Origin of the sequence: Halothiobacillus sp., assembly GCF_027346185.1 — a bacterium.
Lineage (GTDB): Bacteria > Pseudomonadota > Gammaproteobacteria > Halothiobacillales > Halothiobacillaceae > Halothiobacillus.
Map to the genome: position 1 here is coordinate 1 of NZ_DAIESY010000149.1, position 14,983 is coordinate 14,983.

A 14,983-nucleotide genomic window follows, 5' to 3' on the forward strand; every position below is an offset into this window, starting at 1 on the left:
AACGGAACAGGCGCCGCAAACAGCCGCGCGTTTCGGTATTCGCAGCATTCCGACCCTGGTCCTGTTCCGCGGTGGACAGGAAGTGGCGCGCACGTCCGGTGCCATGCCGTTGCAGGCGCTGGAAGGCTGGCTGCAACAGCAGGGCGCGCTCTAATTCTGAAATTTCATTTGTCATCCGGTTGGCATAACGACCGGGTATAACGGTTTTATTTTTATCTCATGCATAGGGAGTTGTTTCCATGGCCGAACAGACCAATAACGATCACGCCGCCACGCAAGATGGGGCAGTAGAGCAGCAATTTGCGATTCAGAAGATTTATCTGAAGGACGTGTCGTTCGAATCCCCGCAGGCACCGGACATTTTCGTGGCGACAGAGTGGTCTCCCGAGGTCAATATTCAGGTCGCCAACAACGCGCGCAAGCTCGGTGAGGGTGTGTTCGAAACCGCGCTGACCATCACGGCCACGGCTGTCCACAACGAAGAAACCATCTACCTGGCCGAAGTGCAATACGCGGGGATCTTTACCGTGGCCGGTTTCGATGATGAAAATACACAGCAGATTCTGGGTGCGTACTGCCCCAACCTGTTGCAGCCTTATATCCGTGAAACCGTCTCTGATCTGGTGATGAAAGGCGGCTTCCCGCAACTTGTCTTGCAGCCGATCAATTTCGATCAACTGTATGCGCAGCATCTGCAGGAACAGCTCGAACAGGCGCAGGGTCGCCCGCAGTAAGGTTCCGCAATGAGCGCGCAGGTGTCGATCGCGGTACTGGGCGCAGGTTCCTGGGGTACCGCGCTGGCCATTGTGTTGGCCAGGAACGGGCACAATGTCTCCCTGTGGGCGCGCGATTCAGGGTTGGCCGAGCGCAGCCAGCAGGATCGCGTAAATGCCCGTTATTTGCCGGATTGCCCTTTTCCCGCATCCTTGCAGATCACTGCTGATCTCCCATTCGCGTTAAACGCGGCCGAGCAGGTCTGGTTGGTATTGCCGACCAAGGTACTGGCCGATTTTCTGAGTGACCACGCCTCACAGTTTCCTCATGATGCCATCGTCGTGAACGCGTCCAAGGGCTTTGAGCAGGGTACCGGGCGGCAAATCAGTCAGATGGTTTCCTCCTGCCTTCCTGAACACCCTTTTGTCGCGGTATCCGGCCCGACCTTCGCGCATGAAGTGGCCACGGCAAAACCCTCCGCTATTACCGTGGCCAGCGTGCACGCACAAGCTGCTGAACGGATCGCCGCCACGCTGCGCAATCCAACCCTGCGTACCTATCCGACTGACGATGTCATCGGCGTCGAAATTGCCGGTGGACTCAAAAATGTACTGGCCATTGCGGCGGGTGTGGCCGATGGCTTTGGTTTTGGTGCCAATGCCCGGGCGGCATTGATAACCCGGGGGTTAGCTGAGTTGATGCGCCTTGGCGCGGCAGCGGGCGCCAAACCGGAAACGTTCATGGGCTTGGCGGGCGTGGGCGATCTGGTGTTAACCTGTACGGACGATCAGTCGCGCAATCGCCGCTTCGGCCTGAAGTTGGCACAGGGATATACCCGTGAAGAGGCCGTGGCGGCAATCGGCCAGTCCGTCGAAGGAATCGGCGCGGCCGCCGAAGGCGAGCGTCTTGCCGGGCGTTACCAAGTGGACATGCCGATTGTGCATGCGGTGTATCAGGTGCTCTACGAAGGGGTTCTGGCGCGGGAGGCCGTCAGCCAGATTCTGGCGCGTGAACCCCGCCATCAGGAGATTTAGTCTAGTGCGCCACTGTAAAACCGGCTTGGTTTTGGCTGGCCTCTATGTCGCTATCATTATCGCGTGTTTTGTTGTTGCATCTAACGCAGGCGGCGACACAAAGGGCCGTTTTGTTTTCCTGCAATTGCCTTTGGCTCTTCAGATGGGTGGGCTGGATGCGTTAGGGTTGCGGCACTGTTTATATGGACTCGGTTGGACCGAAGCTTATTTATGGATTGGTTTACCCACGCTGGTGTTGTTTTATGCCGCGGGTTGCGGGTTAGGTTATTTGGGGCGCCTTGTGGTGCGGATCGCCGCACATAGGGTTTAATCCCAACACGTACAACGTGCCATTCTCGACCCGAAACTGCACATCAAATTCAAACAATGGGCAACCATAAACACGCTCGGGATCGTCATGGAACGCCGGTCTTGGATCAAGCGACAGGGTTTGCGTGATCACCAGACGCTGATGGTCGGTGAGCCTGAGCGCTTCGCCACTCGGCAAGGTGGACCAATCCACCCGCAACCGCTCGGGTTCGTGCTGTGCAAATCCGCTGTGTGAAGCAGCCGGGCAGTCGGTGAATGCGATATGCGGCTTGATGTCGATGATCGGCGTGCCGTCGAGCAAATCCAGTCCGCCGACACGAATTCGCACCCGGCCGGCATGGTGTTCGACCGCGAGCAAACGCACCAAGGAAAGCCCCAAGGGATTTGGGCGCGCGGGCGAACGCGTGGCGAAGACACCGAGACGGGCATTACCACCCAATCGCGGAGGTCGCACGCTGGACACCGGTTGGTGTGGCCGATCATGCACCTGCCAGATCAACCACAGATGCGTGTATTGCTCGATTCCCGCCCAAGCTTCGGCACGATGCCAGGGTGCGTGTGGCTCGATCCAGCCGATGGCATCAGGCACCAGCCCCGATTGCCGCGGTATACCGAAGCGACTCTTGAACGGACTATCAATGGTCGCGATTGGGGTGATTTCAAGGGTAGGTGATGTCATGGTCGGTCGGTATCCGTCGCCCCGGCAAAATCCAGTTGCCGCCAGACTTCATAAACGGCAATGGCCACGGTGTTCGATAGATTCAAGCTGCGGGAGTAGGGCTTCATGGGCAGGCGAAGGCGTGAACCGGGTTCAAACTCGGCCAGTATTTCAGGCGGCAGGCCCCGGGTTTCCGGCCCGAAAACCAGCGCGTCGCCCACTTCAAACCGGGTGCGGTGAAACGGGGTGCCCCCCTTGGTGGTGAGTGCGAACAGCCGACGCCCACTCAATGCCGTGCGTAAAGCGGCCCAGCTCGCATGGACGGTGACTTCTGCAAACTCGTGATAATCGAGACCGGCGCGCCGCAGTGCCTTGCTCTCCATCGAAAAACCCAGTGGTTCGACCAGATGCAGCCGCACGCCCGTGTTGGCACACAGACGAATGATGTTGCCGGTATTCGGTGGGATTTCTGGCTCAAACAAAACAACGTCGATCATAGAGCGGGATTATCCTGTGCCTTTGGCAACATGTCGTCCAATTATTGCGTTGAAAAATCTAAGAGCCCGTTGGACTTTAGGAATCGTAGCGAAAATCGAGCTGCGCGAGGGCAGAGTTTGCCGCTTTTGCAGGGAAATAGTGGGCTCTATTGCCCAAAAAAGCGGTGAAACATGAGCCGTCCAGATGGATTTGCAGCCGATTTCCCCTAAGGAAGGCCCGCACAAATGCAATTTGGCTGAGTGCTGCCTTGGCTGGTGTAAAATGCCGCCCACTTCACTTTCTTTTTCGCATGATTCAGCCAAAATTCAGGATGTCACCCATGAAAAATATCCGCATCACCCCGCGCCGCGCCTTGTTGAGTGTTTCGGATAAAACCGGCCTGCTGGCATTCGCTCACAGTCTGAATCGGCATGGCGTGGCGTTGATTTCCACTGGCGGGACGGCCCGCCTGCTGCGCGATGCGGGCCTTCCCGTGACCGAAGTGGCCGATGTGACCGGTTTCCCCGAGATGATGGCGGGACGGGTCAAGACACTGAACCCGAAGATTCATGGCGGCATTCTGGCTCGTCGCGGTGAGGACGATGCCGTGATGGCCGAGCACGGCATCGAGCCGATCGACATCGTGGTCGTGAATCTCTACCCGTTCGCCGAAACCGTCGCCAAGCCGAACTGCCCATTTGATGATGCCGTGGAAAACATCGACATCGGTGGCCCGGCTATGGTACGTGCGGCGGCGAAAAATCATCAAGATGTTGCGATTATCGTCGATCCGGCCGATTACGACCGCGTTCTGGGCGAAATCGATGCGGGCGGGATCGAGGCGCAAACCCGTTTTGAGCTGGCCGTGCGTGCCTTCGAGCACACCGCGCATTACGACGGCATGATCGCCGACTATTTCGGCAAGATGGTCAGCGGCAATGCCTTTGCGCCGACCTTCAACCTGCAATTGAAAAAAGCGCAGGATTTACGCTACGGCGAAAACCCGCATCAGGAAGCTGCTTTTTACGTGGAACATACGCCGCCGGTTGGCAGCATCGCCGCCGCGCACATGATTCAGGGCAAGGCATTGTCGTACAACAATATTGCCGACTCCGACGCGGCGCTTGAGTGCGTGAAGCAGTTTGCCGAACCGGCCTGCGTGATCGTCAAGCACGCGAATCCCTGCGGCGTGGCCGTGGCGGAAGACCTGACCGTGGCGTACGACCGTGCCTATGCGACCGACCCGACCTCTGCCTTCGGCGGCATCATTGCCTTCAACCGCCCGTTGGACGGTCACACCGCGCGCACCATCGTCGAGCGGCAGTTCGTCGAAGTGGTCATCGCACCGGAAATTTCACCGGAAGCGCAAATCGAGTTAGCCGCCAAACCGAATGTACGGGTGTTGACTGTCGGCCAATGGCCATCGGTCAGCCCGGCCCGGCTGGATTTCAAGCGCGTGCATGGTGGCCTGCTGGTGCAGGATAACGACGCGGCGCGGATCACGGCGCGGGATCTGACGGTTGTCTCCGAGCGTCAGCCGACTCCTGAAGAGTTGCGTGATCTGCTCTTTGCCTGGCAGGTCGCCAAGTTCGTGAAATCCAATGCCATCATTTACGCCAGTGGCGAGCAGACGATCGGCGTGGGTGCCGGTCAGATGAGCCGGGTGTATTCTGCCCGCATCGCGGCAATCAAGGCCGAAGATGCCGGCCTGCCGGTCGCCGGTTCCGTGATGGCCTCCGATGCCTTCTTCCCGTTCCGTGACGGGATTGACGCGGCGGCGGCCGTTGGCATCCGTGCGGTGATTCAGCCGGGCGGATCGATGCGCGATCAGGAAGTGATCGACGCGGCCAACGAACACGGTATTGCCATGGTCTTTACCGGCATACGTCATTTCCGTCACTGACCGCCGTATGAGTCCGATGCGCAGCGCTTTTAATCGCCAAAAGGACCGGGGTAATTTATGAGCTCATTCTTCGCGCAATTGCCCAATTTGCCGCCAGTTTGGGCCTGGGCGGGGCTGGCTTCGACGGCATTGCTTGTGGTCGCATTGCTTTTTGTTTGGCTGTTATTGGCGCAGCGGGCCAGGCAGCATCGCCAATCGGCCGCGGAGGAAATCGAACGCCTGAACGTGGCTTTGGCCGAGTCCCGGCACGAGGCCACCGAGCAGGAACTGGCAGCTCGGCAAGCACAGCGTGATCTGGCGGCGGCCTCGACCGAACTGGCGCGCAGTCAGGCGACTTTGAGCGCACTGAGCGAACAATTGTCCGGTGTACTGGCCGAGCGGGCGAGCGAACGCCAGCTATCCGAGCAACGGATCGGCGAGCTGTTGCGACAAGTGCAAACCCAGACTGCCGAGCAGGCCGAGTTGCAGGAGCGATTAGCTCAGGAGCGCCGTGCCGCAGCAGAGAAGCTGGCCTTGATCGATCAGGCACAAGTCCAGTTGCAGCAGGCCTTTCAGGCACTTTCCGCCGATGCGCTGCGCGCCAATAACGAATCCTTCCTGAAACTGGCCGAGGAGAATCTCTCCCGTTTTCAGGCAGGCGCCGCGCAAGATCTGAGCAAACGCCAGGAAGCCATCGTTCAGTTGACCCAACCCATCCGCGAGCGACTGGAGCAATTCGATGTGAAGCTCAATTCGCTGGAGCAGGCGCGCACCAATGCCTATGGCGCGATGAACCAGCAAATCACCGATTTACTGCAAATCCACCTACCCAAACTGCACCGCGAAACCGCCGATTTGGTGCGCGCACTCCGCCAACCGCAGACACGCGGGCGCTGGGGCGAGGTTCAGCTCAAGCGGGTGGTCGAGCTGGCCGGCATGCTGGAACACTGTGATTTCGAGGAACAGGTCAGCCAATCCGATACCGCTGGCCGTTTGCGGCCCGACATGATCGTGCACCTGCCCGGCGGACGTCAGGTCGTGGTGGATGCGAAGGCTCCGCTGAATGCCTATTTGCAGGCGATGGAAGCCTCTTCGGATGAGGCGCGTGCCGCAGCCTTGCAGGATCACGCCCGTCAGGTGCGCACCCACATCAGTCAGTTGAGCAAAAAGGAATACTTCGATCAGTTCAGCCCCACGCCGGAGTTTGTGGTGCTGTTTGTGCCGGGCGAGGTGTTTTTCTCCGCCGCCCTGATGCAGGACCCGACGCTGATCGAGTTCGGCGCGGAGAAACGGGTGATTCCCGCGAGTCCGACCACCTTGATCGCGCTCCTGAAGGCCGTGTCCTACGGTTGGCGGCAGGAAGCGCTGGCGAAAAACGCGCAGGAAATGGCTGAACTGGGGCGCGACCTGTACGAGCGCATGGGCACACTGGCCCAGCATTGGCAGAAAGTGGGGAAATATCTGGACCAGGCTGTGGGCGCGTTCAACCAGTCGGTGGGTTCGCTCGAGGGGCGGGTGCTGCCCACGGCGCGCCGATTCAGGGAACTTGGTGCCGTGCGTAGTGATAAGGAAGATTTACCGAGCCTGACGCCGTTAACCACGGAAACCCGACCGCTCACTGCCCAAGAATTGACTACTCAGGAATTGACCGGTACGGATTCAGTCGCAATCACACAAAAGGATTGAACACTTCGTCTTTTTGCTTGCGATGTCGCTTGAGCTCAAATGAGAGCACCTGCACGATCTCTTGCTCATCCAGTGGTTTGACTGGTTTGGCGCTACGCTCGGTCAATTTGGCGGCAATGGCCTCGATCAACTGTTCGAGTTCTTGGGTGGACAGGGCATTCAATTCGGTGTTCAGGTTCATTTTCAATGCGATTGGCTCATCAAAACAGAATGGAAACGGGGTTGTGGCGTCAGATTGAATCGCTCCGTGCGAATCCGTAAATCCCTGAAATGGGTGGTCACCGTGAGCACCGACCCGAGTTCGGCAATCGTCAAACCACGCGACGGCTGATTTTCATAAGCGCCGGTGTCAATCCATAGCCGGTTACCGGCACGCTTGGGCGCAGTCAGGACACTATGACCCTGAATCACCCAGGCAATACCGCTTATGTGGCGATCATCCTGCTCGCCGTTCATGAACGATTGAAGCTGCGAAGACCCCCGTAGAATCGAATCGATGCTTGGCTCATCGCGGGGTTGGTCCCAGAATTTTACTTTCTTGATCCGCTCCAGTCGCGTAACACTACGGTTCCAGTCCCAGTCGGGTAGTTCGGCATGAATGACACCCACCGCTCCGGAGCCATTACCAACCTGAATCATCAGTGGCATCTGGCCGATTAGATTCATGATTTCGGTAATCAGATCGGCCCATTTGTCCTCATTGAGAGAATCATAGGCATCCAGTAACCATTGTGCGCCGATGGAAGCCATTTTCTGCCGCTCGTCCGCAGTGAGTTGTCTGCGCGTGAGCGCCTGACGATGCTGGCTGATCATGCGTTCATGGTTGCCGGCCACTGAAAAGAACCACGGCTCAGACAGCAGCCGCAGCGTGTTCAGGGAATCGTTTCCACGATTAATTAAATCGCCCACGGCAATCAGGCGATCGGACTCCGGCTTGAATAGGTGATAATCCAGTGCCTTTTCCAGCCGTGCCAAGTGGCCATGAATATCGCCAACCACAAAATCCCGCCCATTCGGATTATTGAGGAGCTGTTTAAATAAAGTCATTAATAAAAATCAATCGATTGATTATCGCTTAGTCACGAAAATGGTCATGCAAGTAGGGATTAACAACGTTCAGCGACGTTCCTTTCCAGTGAGTTGAAAGGAATAAAGCCATGGAAGAACAACAGTAATCCTAGCCACGATACAAATAAAACGTGGCCAGCATTGAAATAAGAATTTCGCCGAGTATGGACGCTATAGAGAAGCACGTCAAGAGTGAGCCTTGTCCAATATGAAATGAGTTTGAAGAGTGAAACTTGTTTCTAACATGGAATGAGTCTTGAGTGAGCTGCAACGGGATCAGGCTCGGTTCAAGATGGAGGGATGAGAGCTAGCATGAAACTTGAAGAGTTGAAGACGATTGATCAACTGGACAGTTTTCGCAAAAATAATCTTTTCTGGTTTATTCCATGCATGAAAAAGCCCCGTCAAACGGGGCTTTTTGTTTATGCTAATACTTGGTGGTCAGAACGTCTTTCTGACTGCTGACCAGCCGCAATCAGGCTTTATGGTAATCCGACAGCACCTGCACTTCGTTCTTGGAGCCGAGGATGACCGGAACTCGCTGGTGCAGTTTATGTGGCTTGATATCGAGGATGCGCTCAGGGCCTGTGATCGCCATACCACCGGCCTGTTCTACGATCATGGCCATCGGGTTTGCTTCGTACATCAAACGCAGCTTGCCGCCCTGTGCGCGAATCTTGCTGTCGATGGGGTACAGGAATACGCCACCGCGGGTCAGGATACGATGCACCTCGGCCACCATGGATGCCACCCAGCGCATGTTGAAGTCTTTGCCGCGCGGGCCTTCTTTACCGATCAGGCATTCATCAATGTAGCGTTTGACCGGCGCATCCCAGAAGCGCTGGTTCGACATGTTGATGGCAAATTCCTTGGTGTCTTCCGGAATGATGATGTTTGGGTGTGTCAGTTTGAACTCGCCGATGTCCATGTCCAGCGTGAATCCGTTTACACCCTGACCAGTGGTCAGCACCATGATGGTCGATGGGCCATAGATGCAGTATCCAGCGGCCACCTGCGTGGTGCCCGGTTGCAGAAAATCCTGCTCGCTCGGGTTTTCAACGCCCTCGGGTGCCCGCAAGACCGAGAAGATCGTGCCGACAGTGACATTCACATCGATGTTCGAAGACCCATCCAAAGGATCATAAACACAGAGGTACTTGCCCCGCTTGGCGTTGGCCGGCAGATGGTACACCTCGTCCATTTCCTCTGACGCCAGGGCGGCAACCTGTGTGCCATGCATCAGGGTGTTGGTGAACACATCATTGGAAATGATGTCGAGTTTTTTCTGGGTTTCACCTTGAATGTTTTCCGTTTCTGCCGAGCCCAGAATGCCGATCAGGTTGCCTTTGTTGACATAGCTGGAAATGACCTTGCACGCGCTGACGATATCATTCATCAGGAGTGTGAATTCACCAGACGCATCTGGGTGAGCTTGCTGTTTTTCGATTAAACAATGGGTGAGGCTGGTGCCGATCTGCATCCTGAACTCCTTAAGATAAGTTGCAATATGGTCTTGATAATCATTGTGCATAATAGCCTTATGTCTACCATGCCACAATCGAAACTCCGAGGTTCTATGTCACACAACGTTTTGTATGCGCAGTCTGGTGGAGTTACCGCGGTCATCAATGCCAGTGCCTGCGGCGTGATTGAAACGGCACAGAGGCACCCGGAGCACTTCGGCAAGGTATTTGCGGCACGCGACGGGATTCTGGGGATTCTGCGCGAAGAGTTGTATGACCTGTCGCTTGTAAGTCCGTCGGAAATTGCAGCGTTGCGCTATACCCCTGGCGGCGCATTTGGATCTTGTCGAGCCGATCTGGGTGAGCCGGATACGCACCCGGAGCAGTACGAACGGTTACTCGATGTGATCCATGCGCATGACATAGGTACCTTTATCTATAACGGCGGGGGCGGCTCGATGTTAACTGCGGCCAAGGTGGCCCGATTCGCCCGTGCCCGGAACCTTGATCTGACCGTCATCGGCGTGCCCAAAACCATCGATAACGATCTGCCCATGACCGACACAAGCCCCGGGTTCGGTTCGGCGGCAAAATACATTGCCACTAGTATCCGGGAAGTGGCGCGTGACCTTGCCGCCATGTCTGGGACTTCAACCAAAGTCTTTGTGCTGGAGGTCATGGGCCGCCATGCGGGTTGGCTGGCTGCGGCGTCTGGACTGGCATTCGACACGGACGACTCACCATTATTGCTTCTGTTTCCAGAGCAACCGTTCGATCCCGCGGGCTTTCTTGAAGCCCTACAGTCACGTGTTCAGCAGTATGGTTCTTGTATCGTTGTCGCGGCAGAAGGATTGCTATGCAGTGACGGAACCTTCTGCGCGCAGGAGCAAACCAGTGAGACGTTCGGCCATGAGCAATTGGGCGGTATGGCTCCAAAAATTGCCACAATGTGTCGAGTGCTTGGGTATAAAACCCATTGGGCAGTTTCAGATTATTTTCAACGTTCTGCACGCCATCTCGCTTCCAGAATCGATGTCGATCAGGCTTATGCCTGCGGTGCGGCAGCCGTCACTTATGTCATGGCGGGGCAGTCGGATGTGATGGTGTCCATTCAACGGTTGTCAGACGAGCCTTATCTCTGGTCGCTGGGCGCGGTGCCACTCGATGATGTGGCCGATGTCGAGTTGCCGGTGCCACCGGCTTATATTCGGGCCGATGGCTACGGCATTACAGATGCGGCACGACGCTACCTGCAGCCACTCATTCAGGGTGAGGACCTGCCTCCGTTCAGAAACGGTTTGCCTGTATTCGCGCAATTGAACTTTGAACTGGAGGTCAAGCGGTTGCCTGAGTGGAGGGGGAAGCCGGGATGATTCTGGAGGTGGATCGCCGAAGCGATGATGATTTCTTGCCCCTAGCGGGCAAGGCTCGTTATGCCAGCTCTTTTAACTTTGAGCACCTTATCCGTATACGCCTTTATAAGCCAGCAAGATACGATCACTATGGCACGAAGTCCGCGCCTCATCGACAAGATACTCGCGCGACATTTTGATGATCATGGGCATTTTTGGTTGATTCCTAAAGGGGATGAAGATTTTCAGATCGCGGTTCAGATGGTTTCCAATGATCCGGAAAACCGTCGTTTTTTGATCGATCAACCTAAAGAAATCCCTCTGCGGCACATTAAGGCTTCAGGCCGCATCCGTGTGCAGGCGATGATCGATCAGCTTGTTTCATGGTTTTATGTTGATAACCTCAAAGAGAGGATTGAAGGCAACGAACGGTACTTTGAAATCCCATACCCTGATCAAATTGATCGTTTGCAACGCCGAAATGTATTTCGGGTACGGCTTTCGCCCGATGTTATCGGCGTTGTGGAGTTTTTCCAGCCGACAATGAGTACGCTCTTTGTAGGGCGGATAGATGATCTTTCTGCCAGTGGTTGTGCGGTTGCACTGTGCCCCGATCAGGCAGTAGCCTTGGATGTGGGTGTAAGATTGCCTTCAGTGAAATTGGCAATAGATGGGTTTGCCAACTTATCCGTGAATCTTGTGATTCGCAATCAGCGCATTGTCTCCCAAAGGGAGTGGATCATAGGAGCAGAGTTCGTCGATCTAGGCCCGGCTGGAGTCACAGCAGCTCGATCGCACAGTCATGCGTCTGCAACGCTATCTGCTCTGATCCCGCTGGTGCGCAGGGATTGTCAAGACTCAACCCACTGATCGGACAGATATTGTGGTGCCCAATATCTTGCGTTCGCCCGGAGCGATTGATACGGTATCGTCGGCGGCATTCACTGCTTCAACGCAGACCATGTTTCTCGACTCTTCGGGCTGCATGCCAGATGGCACATTTTCGTCCGGGTTCCAGACGACGGTCGAATGACTTCCTTCTTTGGCCACGACAATCACTCTATTGAATTCGGAATCTTCCACCTCAACGGTGTGCGTGGTACCGAAATAGATGCGATCCATTGGGCCGGTGATGGTGATAAGGTCGTCCTGCGGTGTGCGCGCGAACCCTTTGAGCTTGTCCAGGTAGTACCCGCCTTCCAGTCCGCGAATGACCGTGCTGCGCGTATCGCCGAGATTCAGGTAGGTGTGTAGCCCCTGAGTGATGTTGAATGAGTCGTCGCCTGTGTTGTGGGTCACCAGTTGGATGCGCAGCTCGGTACCGATATGCATGATCAGATCCAACTCGAAACGGTGTGGCCACAATGCCAGGGACTCGGCATCATCTGTGATCCGCCAGTGCATGTGAATCTGGCCCTCGGGGTCGCATTGGGCATTCATCAGAATCCAATCCTTGAATCGCACAAACCCGTGTGCCATGGTCAGACTGGCATGATTGCCGAACCACGGCCAACAGATGGGGACGCCGCCCCGCACTGATTTACCTGCTTCATATGTCGGTTCTTTTGCCCGCCAGACAACAAGCTGGTCTTCGTGGGTAGGTTTCCATTCGATGATTTGCGCGCCCTGTACGGCTACAGTCGCCTGAGTGAGCGGGGTATCGATTTTCGCTAAGGTAAGATCACCGATCTTGACGAACTCAAGACCAGCGCAATCTGCGAATTTTTGGTTAAGTGTTTCAACTGCGTCCATGCTAATCCTCCCGGGGCTTTTCAGGTGCGGACGACGCTGTTGCTCTCGTTACCGAATGGTGAAGGGGTGTACTCGTCTGCCTGATCATCGTTGATCCAGGTCGTGCCATCGATCAGGTAACGAAACTGGAATTTCTCGTTGATGGGAAGATCAACCGTGATGCTGAAGCTCCCGTCACTTTTCGCCTTTTTCAGAGGATGGCTTTCTTGTGACCATTCGTTGAAATCGCCAACCAAGGTAACAGCCTTGGCCTCTGCTCCATAAGCCGACGGCAGGGTGAAGGTGACTTTACATATCGGACGGGTTTTGAGTGGTTTCTTGGTGAGAGACATGTTGTTTTCTCCATGGAATAGATCGAAGTAAATCGTCGAATCGAGCCTATCTGAATTCCTGATCCTTTTTACATTTTTTCTCTTACAGAATGATCACAAAAAATAAAGATTTACGCAAAGTCTTTAAGGCACCAGTTTTTGCTCTAGAAGACGGATCAAACGACCTTCATTGATCAGACCGACAGTCACAAATAAGAGCAGCAAAAGAAGGAGTGCTCCAATGGTCAAAAACAGCATCGGCGCAACGATGGCGAGCAATGATTGAGTCGCGTTATCAAGTGCGTTGTTCTGGATCAGATGAACCACATGAACGGGGTTTACGAGAATGGGCTGCTTGATGAATGCCCAGAAATAAAAGCCCAAGGTTACGGAGGCAACAATCAAGGCGATGGATGGCCACCGTTTGATGAATCGTTGGCGGCGTGCCAGCATCTGTTGGATTTCTGGAGTCATGTTCTGCTCTCTAACCACCGGTTACCGGCGGGAAAAACGCCACTTCATCGCCTTCATGCAGGAGGTGATCAAAGTTGACGTATTCGTGATTGACCGCGGCCAGAATATTGGCCGGGCGCTCTTTTCCGGTTATGCGCAGCCAGGCGTCGTGTACGGTGGCTGGCGTATCGGTTGTTTTCAGCTCATTCTGCGCGAACTGCTCACGCAGGCTGGCGAAAAGTTTGATGGTAATGCCCATGAAGCGTTTTAGTACCCGATCTTGATGAATGGACTGGAAAAGAGGCGGAAAAAACTCCGACTGTTCTCTGCCGGATGCCTCGTCAGGTCTTATTGTCTGCTAAAGTCGCGTTCAGGCAAAGAATTTGCCGGAAATTTTCTGCATTTTTTGCGCGATGCCTCGTCAGAATATTCCCTGCCTGTTCCACGAGGCGTGGCGCTAAGGAGATGGTGCTGTGATGAAGTGGATCAAACGAATTGTGATGTGGTTTGTTGCTCTTGTTCTGGTGCTCTTCATTGCTGCCGTTGCCTTTGTTGCCACGTTCGATCCCAACGACTACAAAGATAAAATTGCCAGCATTGTTCAAGAGAAGACCGGGCGGACGATTGAGCTAGGTGGGCCGATTCATCTCACCTTGTTCCCGTGGCTTGGTGTGTCGGTGCAGGATGTCGCCCTGGGTGATGCACCGGGATTTGCGCAAAAGAATATGGTGACGGCTAAAACGGTCGAAGTGAAAGCGGCGCTTCTCCCTCTGCTCAAGGGACAATTTGAAGTCGGGAAACTCATCCTCGATGGAGCAACCATCCATTTGGCTCGGAACAGCAACGGGGTGACCAATTGGGCGGATCTGCTGGCCCGTCCATCGACGGGCGCTCCATCCGGCGCGGCTGGGGCCTCCTCCTCGAACAAAGTAACGGCTCTGGCCATCGGCGGCGTGGAAATCAATGACGCGAACCTTGATTGGCAGGATGCTGTTACCGGGCAATCGTTGGCCTTGCAACACCTCAATCTCGATAGTGGCGCCATTCGTCTTGGGCAGGCGGTCGATATGTCCCTGAACTTCAGTTACGCCACGCAAGATCCGAGGTTGGGCAAGCTCACGGGCGATGTTCGTCTGAGCAGCACATTCGATATGAAGGCTAGCGGCGAACAGTTCTCTGCCAAATCCCTGAAATTTCACGCCAGCGTCGTGCCCGATGCACAACATAATCCAGCCGCGCTACCAGCGAAAAGCGAGCTTGATCTGTCCGTGCCCGAGGTATCGGTCGATTTGCCCAAGCATGCTGTCAATCTTTCAGCAATGGATGCCACCGTAGGTCTGGAAAAAGGATTTGGTCTGACGCATGCCGCGTTGACCGCCCAAGGTGCGCTTTCGGCAGATTGGCAAAAGGGGCAGTATTTGAGTGACAAGTTATCGCTTGCCGGGAAAATCCAAGGTTTTCCCTCGCACACGGGGGAACTGGATTTTTCAGCCCATGGCGGCGTGGCGGCGGATATGAACAAGGGGAATATCAGCCTGCCGAACTGGCAGATCGAATCGGCGCCACTGGTCGTCAAAACCTCGTTGGATGTCACGGGCCTCGGCAAGAACCTGTCGGTGACAGGCCCGTTAGCCATTATGCCGTTCAATCCCCGCCAACTTGCCGAAGCGCTCAAGTATCGCGTACCGGCCATGCAGTCGGACAAGGCTCTGACGCAATGTGCGGTGAAGGCCGATGTGCGCGTCACACCAAATCAGGCCATGCTGGATCATTTGGTATTCAGTCTGGATGGCCATGACCTGAACGGTACCGTGGGCATCAGTG

The 14,983-nt window shown here is 55.4% G+C and carries 18 protein-coding genes; 9 read left to right on the forward strand and 9 right to left on the reverse strand.

All coding sequences use genetic code 11. The annotated features are described in order from the left end of the window. From M7R55_RS10560 to M7R55_RS10570, 3 genes are all read left to right on the forward strand, one after another. On the forward strand, positions 1–154 hold a 154-nt coding region (locus M7R55_RS10560), incomplete at its 5' end, for a thioredoxin domain-containing protein (RefSeq protein WP_298220390.1). A gap of 85 nt (positions 155–239) precedes the next feature. After that, positions 240–734: a protein-export chaperone SecB gene (secB, locus tag M7R55_RS10565; RefSeq protein ID WP_298220373.1), complete on the forward strand. Its 495-nt coding sequence runs from the start codon at positions 240–242 to the stop codon at positions 732–734. Between the two features lie 9 nt (positions 735–743). Next, positions 744–1,748, forward strand: coding sequence for an NAD(P)H-dependent glycerol-3-phosphate dehydrogenase (locus M7R55_RS10570; RefSeq protein WP_298220374.1), 1,005 nt, complete (start codon positions 744–746; stop codon positions 1,746–1,748). 259 nt (positions 1,749–2,007) lie between these two features. On the opposite strand, the gene tsaA is transcribed toward M7R55_RS10570, so the two are convergent. Further along, entirely contained in the window at positions 2,008–2,736 is a 729-nt protein-coding gene (tsaA, locus tag M7R55_RS10575) for a tRNA (N6-threonylcarbamoyladenosine(37)-N6)-methyltransferase TrmO (protein ID WP_298220375.1), read from the reverse strand. After that, the gene (gene trmL, locus M7R55_RS10580; RefSeq protein ID WP_298220376.1) at positions 2,733–3,212 is read right to left on the reverse strand and encodes a tRNA (uridine(34)/cytosine(34)/5-carboxymethylaminomethyluridine(34)-2'-O)-methyltransferase TrmL; all 480 of its coding nucleotides are present in this window, start codon (positions 3,210–3,212) and stop codon (positions 2,733–2,735) included. Before trmL ends, tsaA begins: the two co-directional genes overlap by 4 nt. A gap of 320 nt (positions 3,213–3,532) precedes the next feature. Between trmL and purH the strand changes: the two genes are divergently transcribed. Both purH and rmuC read left to right on the forward strand, forming a co-directional pair. Continuing rightward, positions 3,533–5,095, forward strand: coding sequence for a bifunctional phosphoribosylaminoimidazolecarboxamide formyltransferase/IMP cyclohydrolase (purH, locus tag M7R55_RS10585; protein ID WP_298220377.1), 1,563 nt, complete (start codon positions 3,533–3,535; stop codon positions 5,093–5,095). A gap of 57 nt (positions 5,096–5,152) precedes the next feature. Further along, positions 5,153–6,760, forward strand: a complete 1,608-nt coding sequence (rmuC, locus tag M7R55_RS10590; protein WP_298220378.1) for a DNA recombination protein RmuC — start codon at positions 5,153–5,155, stop codon at positions 6,758–6,760. Here the strand turns inward: rmuC and M7R55_RS10595 are convergent. After that, positions 6,744–6,941 (reverse strand): hypothetical protein, encoded by a 198-nt coding sequence (locus M7R55_RS10595; RefSeq protein ID WP_298220379.1) that lies wholly within the window; start codon positions 6,939–6,941, stop codon positions 6,744–6,746. The two genes, rmuC and M7R55_RS10595, sit on opposite strands and share 17 nt — an antisense overlap. Positions 6,942–6,943: 2 nt before the next feature. Beyond that, positions 6,944–7,807 carry a metallophosphoesterase gene (locus M7R55_RS10600; RefSeq protein WP_298220380.1) on the reverse strand — a complete coding sequence of 288 codons (864 nt, stop codon included), beginning with the start codon at positions 7,805–7,807 and terminating at the stop codon, positions 6,944–6,946. Positions 7,808–8,140: 333 nt separating this feature from the next. On the opposite strand from M7R55_RS10600, the gene M7R55_RS10605 reads away from it, so the two are divergent. Continuing rightward, entirely contained in the window at positions 8,141–8,293 is a 153-nt protein-coding gene (locus tag M7R55_RS10605; protein ID WP_298220381.1) for a hypothetical protein, read from the forward strand. A 10-nt stretch (positions 8,294–8,303) separates the two neighbouring features. Here M7R55_RS10605 and M7R55_RS10610 read toward each other — a convergent pair whose 3' ends face one another. Next, complete coding sequence (locus M7R55_RS10610) at positions 8,304–9,308, reverse strand: class 1 fructose-bisphosphatase (RefSeq protein ID WP_298220382.1); 1,005 nt, start codon at positions 9,306–9,308, stop codon at positions 8,304–8,306. A gap of 96 nt (positions 9,309–9,404) precedes the next feature. Between M7R55_RS10610 and M7R55_RS10615 the strand changes: the two genes are divergently transcribed. Beyond that, positions 9,405–10,664, forward strand: a complete 1,260-nt coding sequence (locus tag M7R55_RS10615) for a 6-phosphofructokinase (protein ID WP_298220383.1) — start codon at positions 9,405–9,407, stop codon at positions 10,662–10,664. A gap of 129 nt (positions 10,665–10,793) precedes the next feature. Next, a complete protein-coding gene (locus M7R55_RS10620) occupies positions 10,794–11,513 on the forward strand; it encodes a hypothetical protein (RefSeq protein ID WP_298220384.1) in 720 nt (239 codons plus the stop codon). On the opposite strand, the gene M7R55_RS10625 is transcribed toward M7R55_RS10620, so the two are convergent. The 4 genes from M7R55_RS10625 to M7R55_RS10640 all read right to left on the reverse strand — a co-directional run bounded on the left by M7R55_RS10625 (position 11,502) and on the right by M7R55_RS10640 (position 13,418). Next, a complete protein-coding gene (locus M7R55_RS10625) occupies positions 11,502–12,395 on the reverse strand; it encodes a D-hexose-6-phosphate mutarotase (RefSeq protein ID WP_298220385.1) in 894 nt (297 codons plus the stop codon). The genes M7R55_RS10620 and M7R55_RS10625 overlap by 12 nt on opposite strands. Positions 12,396–12,415: 20 nt before the next feature. Next, the gene (locus M7R55_RS10630) at positions 12,416–12,727 is read right to left on the reverse strand and encodes an isoamylase early set domain-containing protein (RefSeq protein WP_298220386.1); all 312 of its coding nucleotides are present in this window, start codon (positions 12,725–12,727) and stop codon (positions 12,416–12,418) included. A gap of 123 nt (positions 12,728–12,850) precedes the next feature. After that, a complete protein-coding gene (locus M7R55_RS10635; RefSeq protein WP_298220387.1) occupies positions 12,851–13,180 on the reverse strand; it encodes a hypothetical protein in 330 nt (109 codons plus the stop codon). Positions 13,181–13,190: 10 nt separating this feature from the next. Then, positions 13,191–13,418, reverse strand: a complete 228-nt coding sequence (locus M7R55_RS10640) for a MoaD/ThiS family protein (protein ID WP_298220388.1) — start codon at positions 13,416–13,418, stop codon at positions 13,191–13,193. Between the two features lie 217 nt (positions 13,419–13,635). Between M7R55_RS10640 and M7R55_RS10645 the strand changes: the two genes are divergently transcribed. After that, positions 13,636–14,983 (forward strand): AsmA family protein (locus M7R55_RS10645; protein WP_298220389.1); only part of this gene is annotated, 1,348 nt, incomplete at its 3' end.

Excerpts from the sequence above, each read along its gene's own strand:
- secB (WP_298220373.1), top strand. The coding sequence starts at position 240 with ATGGCCGAACAGACCAATAACGATCACGCCGCCACGCAAGATGGGGCA.
- M7R55_RS10630 (WP_298220386.1), bottom strand. The coding sequence starts at position 12,727 with ATGTCTCTCACCAAGAAACCACTCAAAACCCGTCCGATATGTAAAGTC.
- M7R55_RS10620 (WP_298220384.1), top strand. The coding sequence starts at position 10,794 with ATGGCACGAAGTCCGCGCCTCATCGACAAGATACTCGCGCGACATTTT.
- M7R55_RS10610 (WP_298220382.1), bottom strand. The coding sequence starts at position 9,308 with ATGCAGATCGGCACCAGCCTCACCCATTGTTTAATCGAAAAACAGCAA.
- M7R55_RS10615 (WP_298220383.1), top strand. The coding sequence starts at position 9,405 with ATGTCACACAACGTTTTGTATGCGCAGTCTGGTGGAGTTACCGCGGTC.
- tsaA (WP_298220375.1), bottom strand. The coding sequence starts at position 2,736 with ATGACATCACCTACCCTTGAAATCACCCCAATCGCGACCATTGATAGT.
- M7R55_RS10625 (WP_298220385.1), bottom strand. The coding sequence starts at position 12,395 with ATGGACGCAGTTGAAACACTTAACCAAAAATTCGCAGATTGCGCTGGT.
- purH (WP_298220377.1), top strand. The coding sequence starts at position 3,533 with ATGAAAAATATCCGCATCACCCCGCGCCGCGCCTTGTTGAGTGTTTCG.
- M7R55_RS10595 (WP_298220379.1), bottom strand. The coding sequence starts at position 6,941 with ATGAACCTGAACACCGAATTGAATGCCCTGTCCACCCAAGAACTCGAA.
- M7R55_RS10600 (WP_298220380.1), bottom strand. The coding sequence starts at position 7,807 with ATGACTTTATTTAAACAGCTCCTCAATAATCCGAATGGGCGGGATTTT.
- M7R55_RS10570 (WP_298220374.1), top strand. The coding sequence starts at position 744 with ATGAGCGCGCAGGTGTCGATCGCGGTACTGGGCGCAGGTTCCTGGGGT.
- trmL (WP_298220376.1), bottom strand. The coding sequence starts at position 3,212 with ATGATCGACGTTGTTTTGTTTGAGCCAGAAATCCCACCGAATACCGGC.
- M7R55_RS10640 (WP_298220388.1), bottom strand. The coding sequence starts at position 13,418 with ATGGGCATTACCATCAAACTTTTCGCCAGCCTGCGTGAGCAGTTCGCG.
- rmuC (WP_298220378.1), top strand. The coding sequence starts at position 5,153 with ATGAGCTCATTCTTCGCGCAATTGCCCAATTTGCCGCCAGTTTGGGCC.
- M7R55_RS10605 (WP_298220381.1), top strand. The coding sequence starts at position 8,141 with ATGAAACTTGAAGAGTTGAAGACGATTGATCAACTGGACAGTTTTCGC.
- M7R55_RS10635 (WP_298220387.1), bottom strand. The coding sequence starts at position 13,180 with ATGACTCCAGAAATCCAACAGATGCTGGCACGCCGCCAACGATTCATC.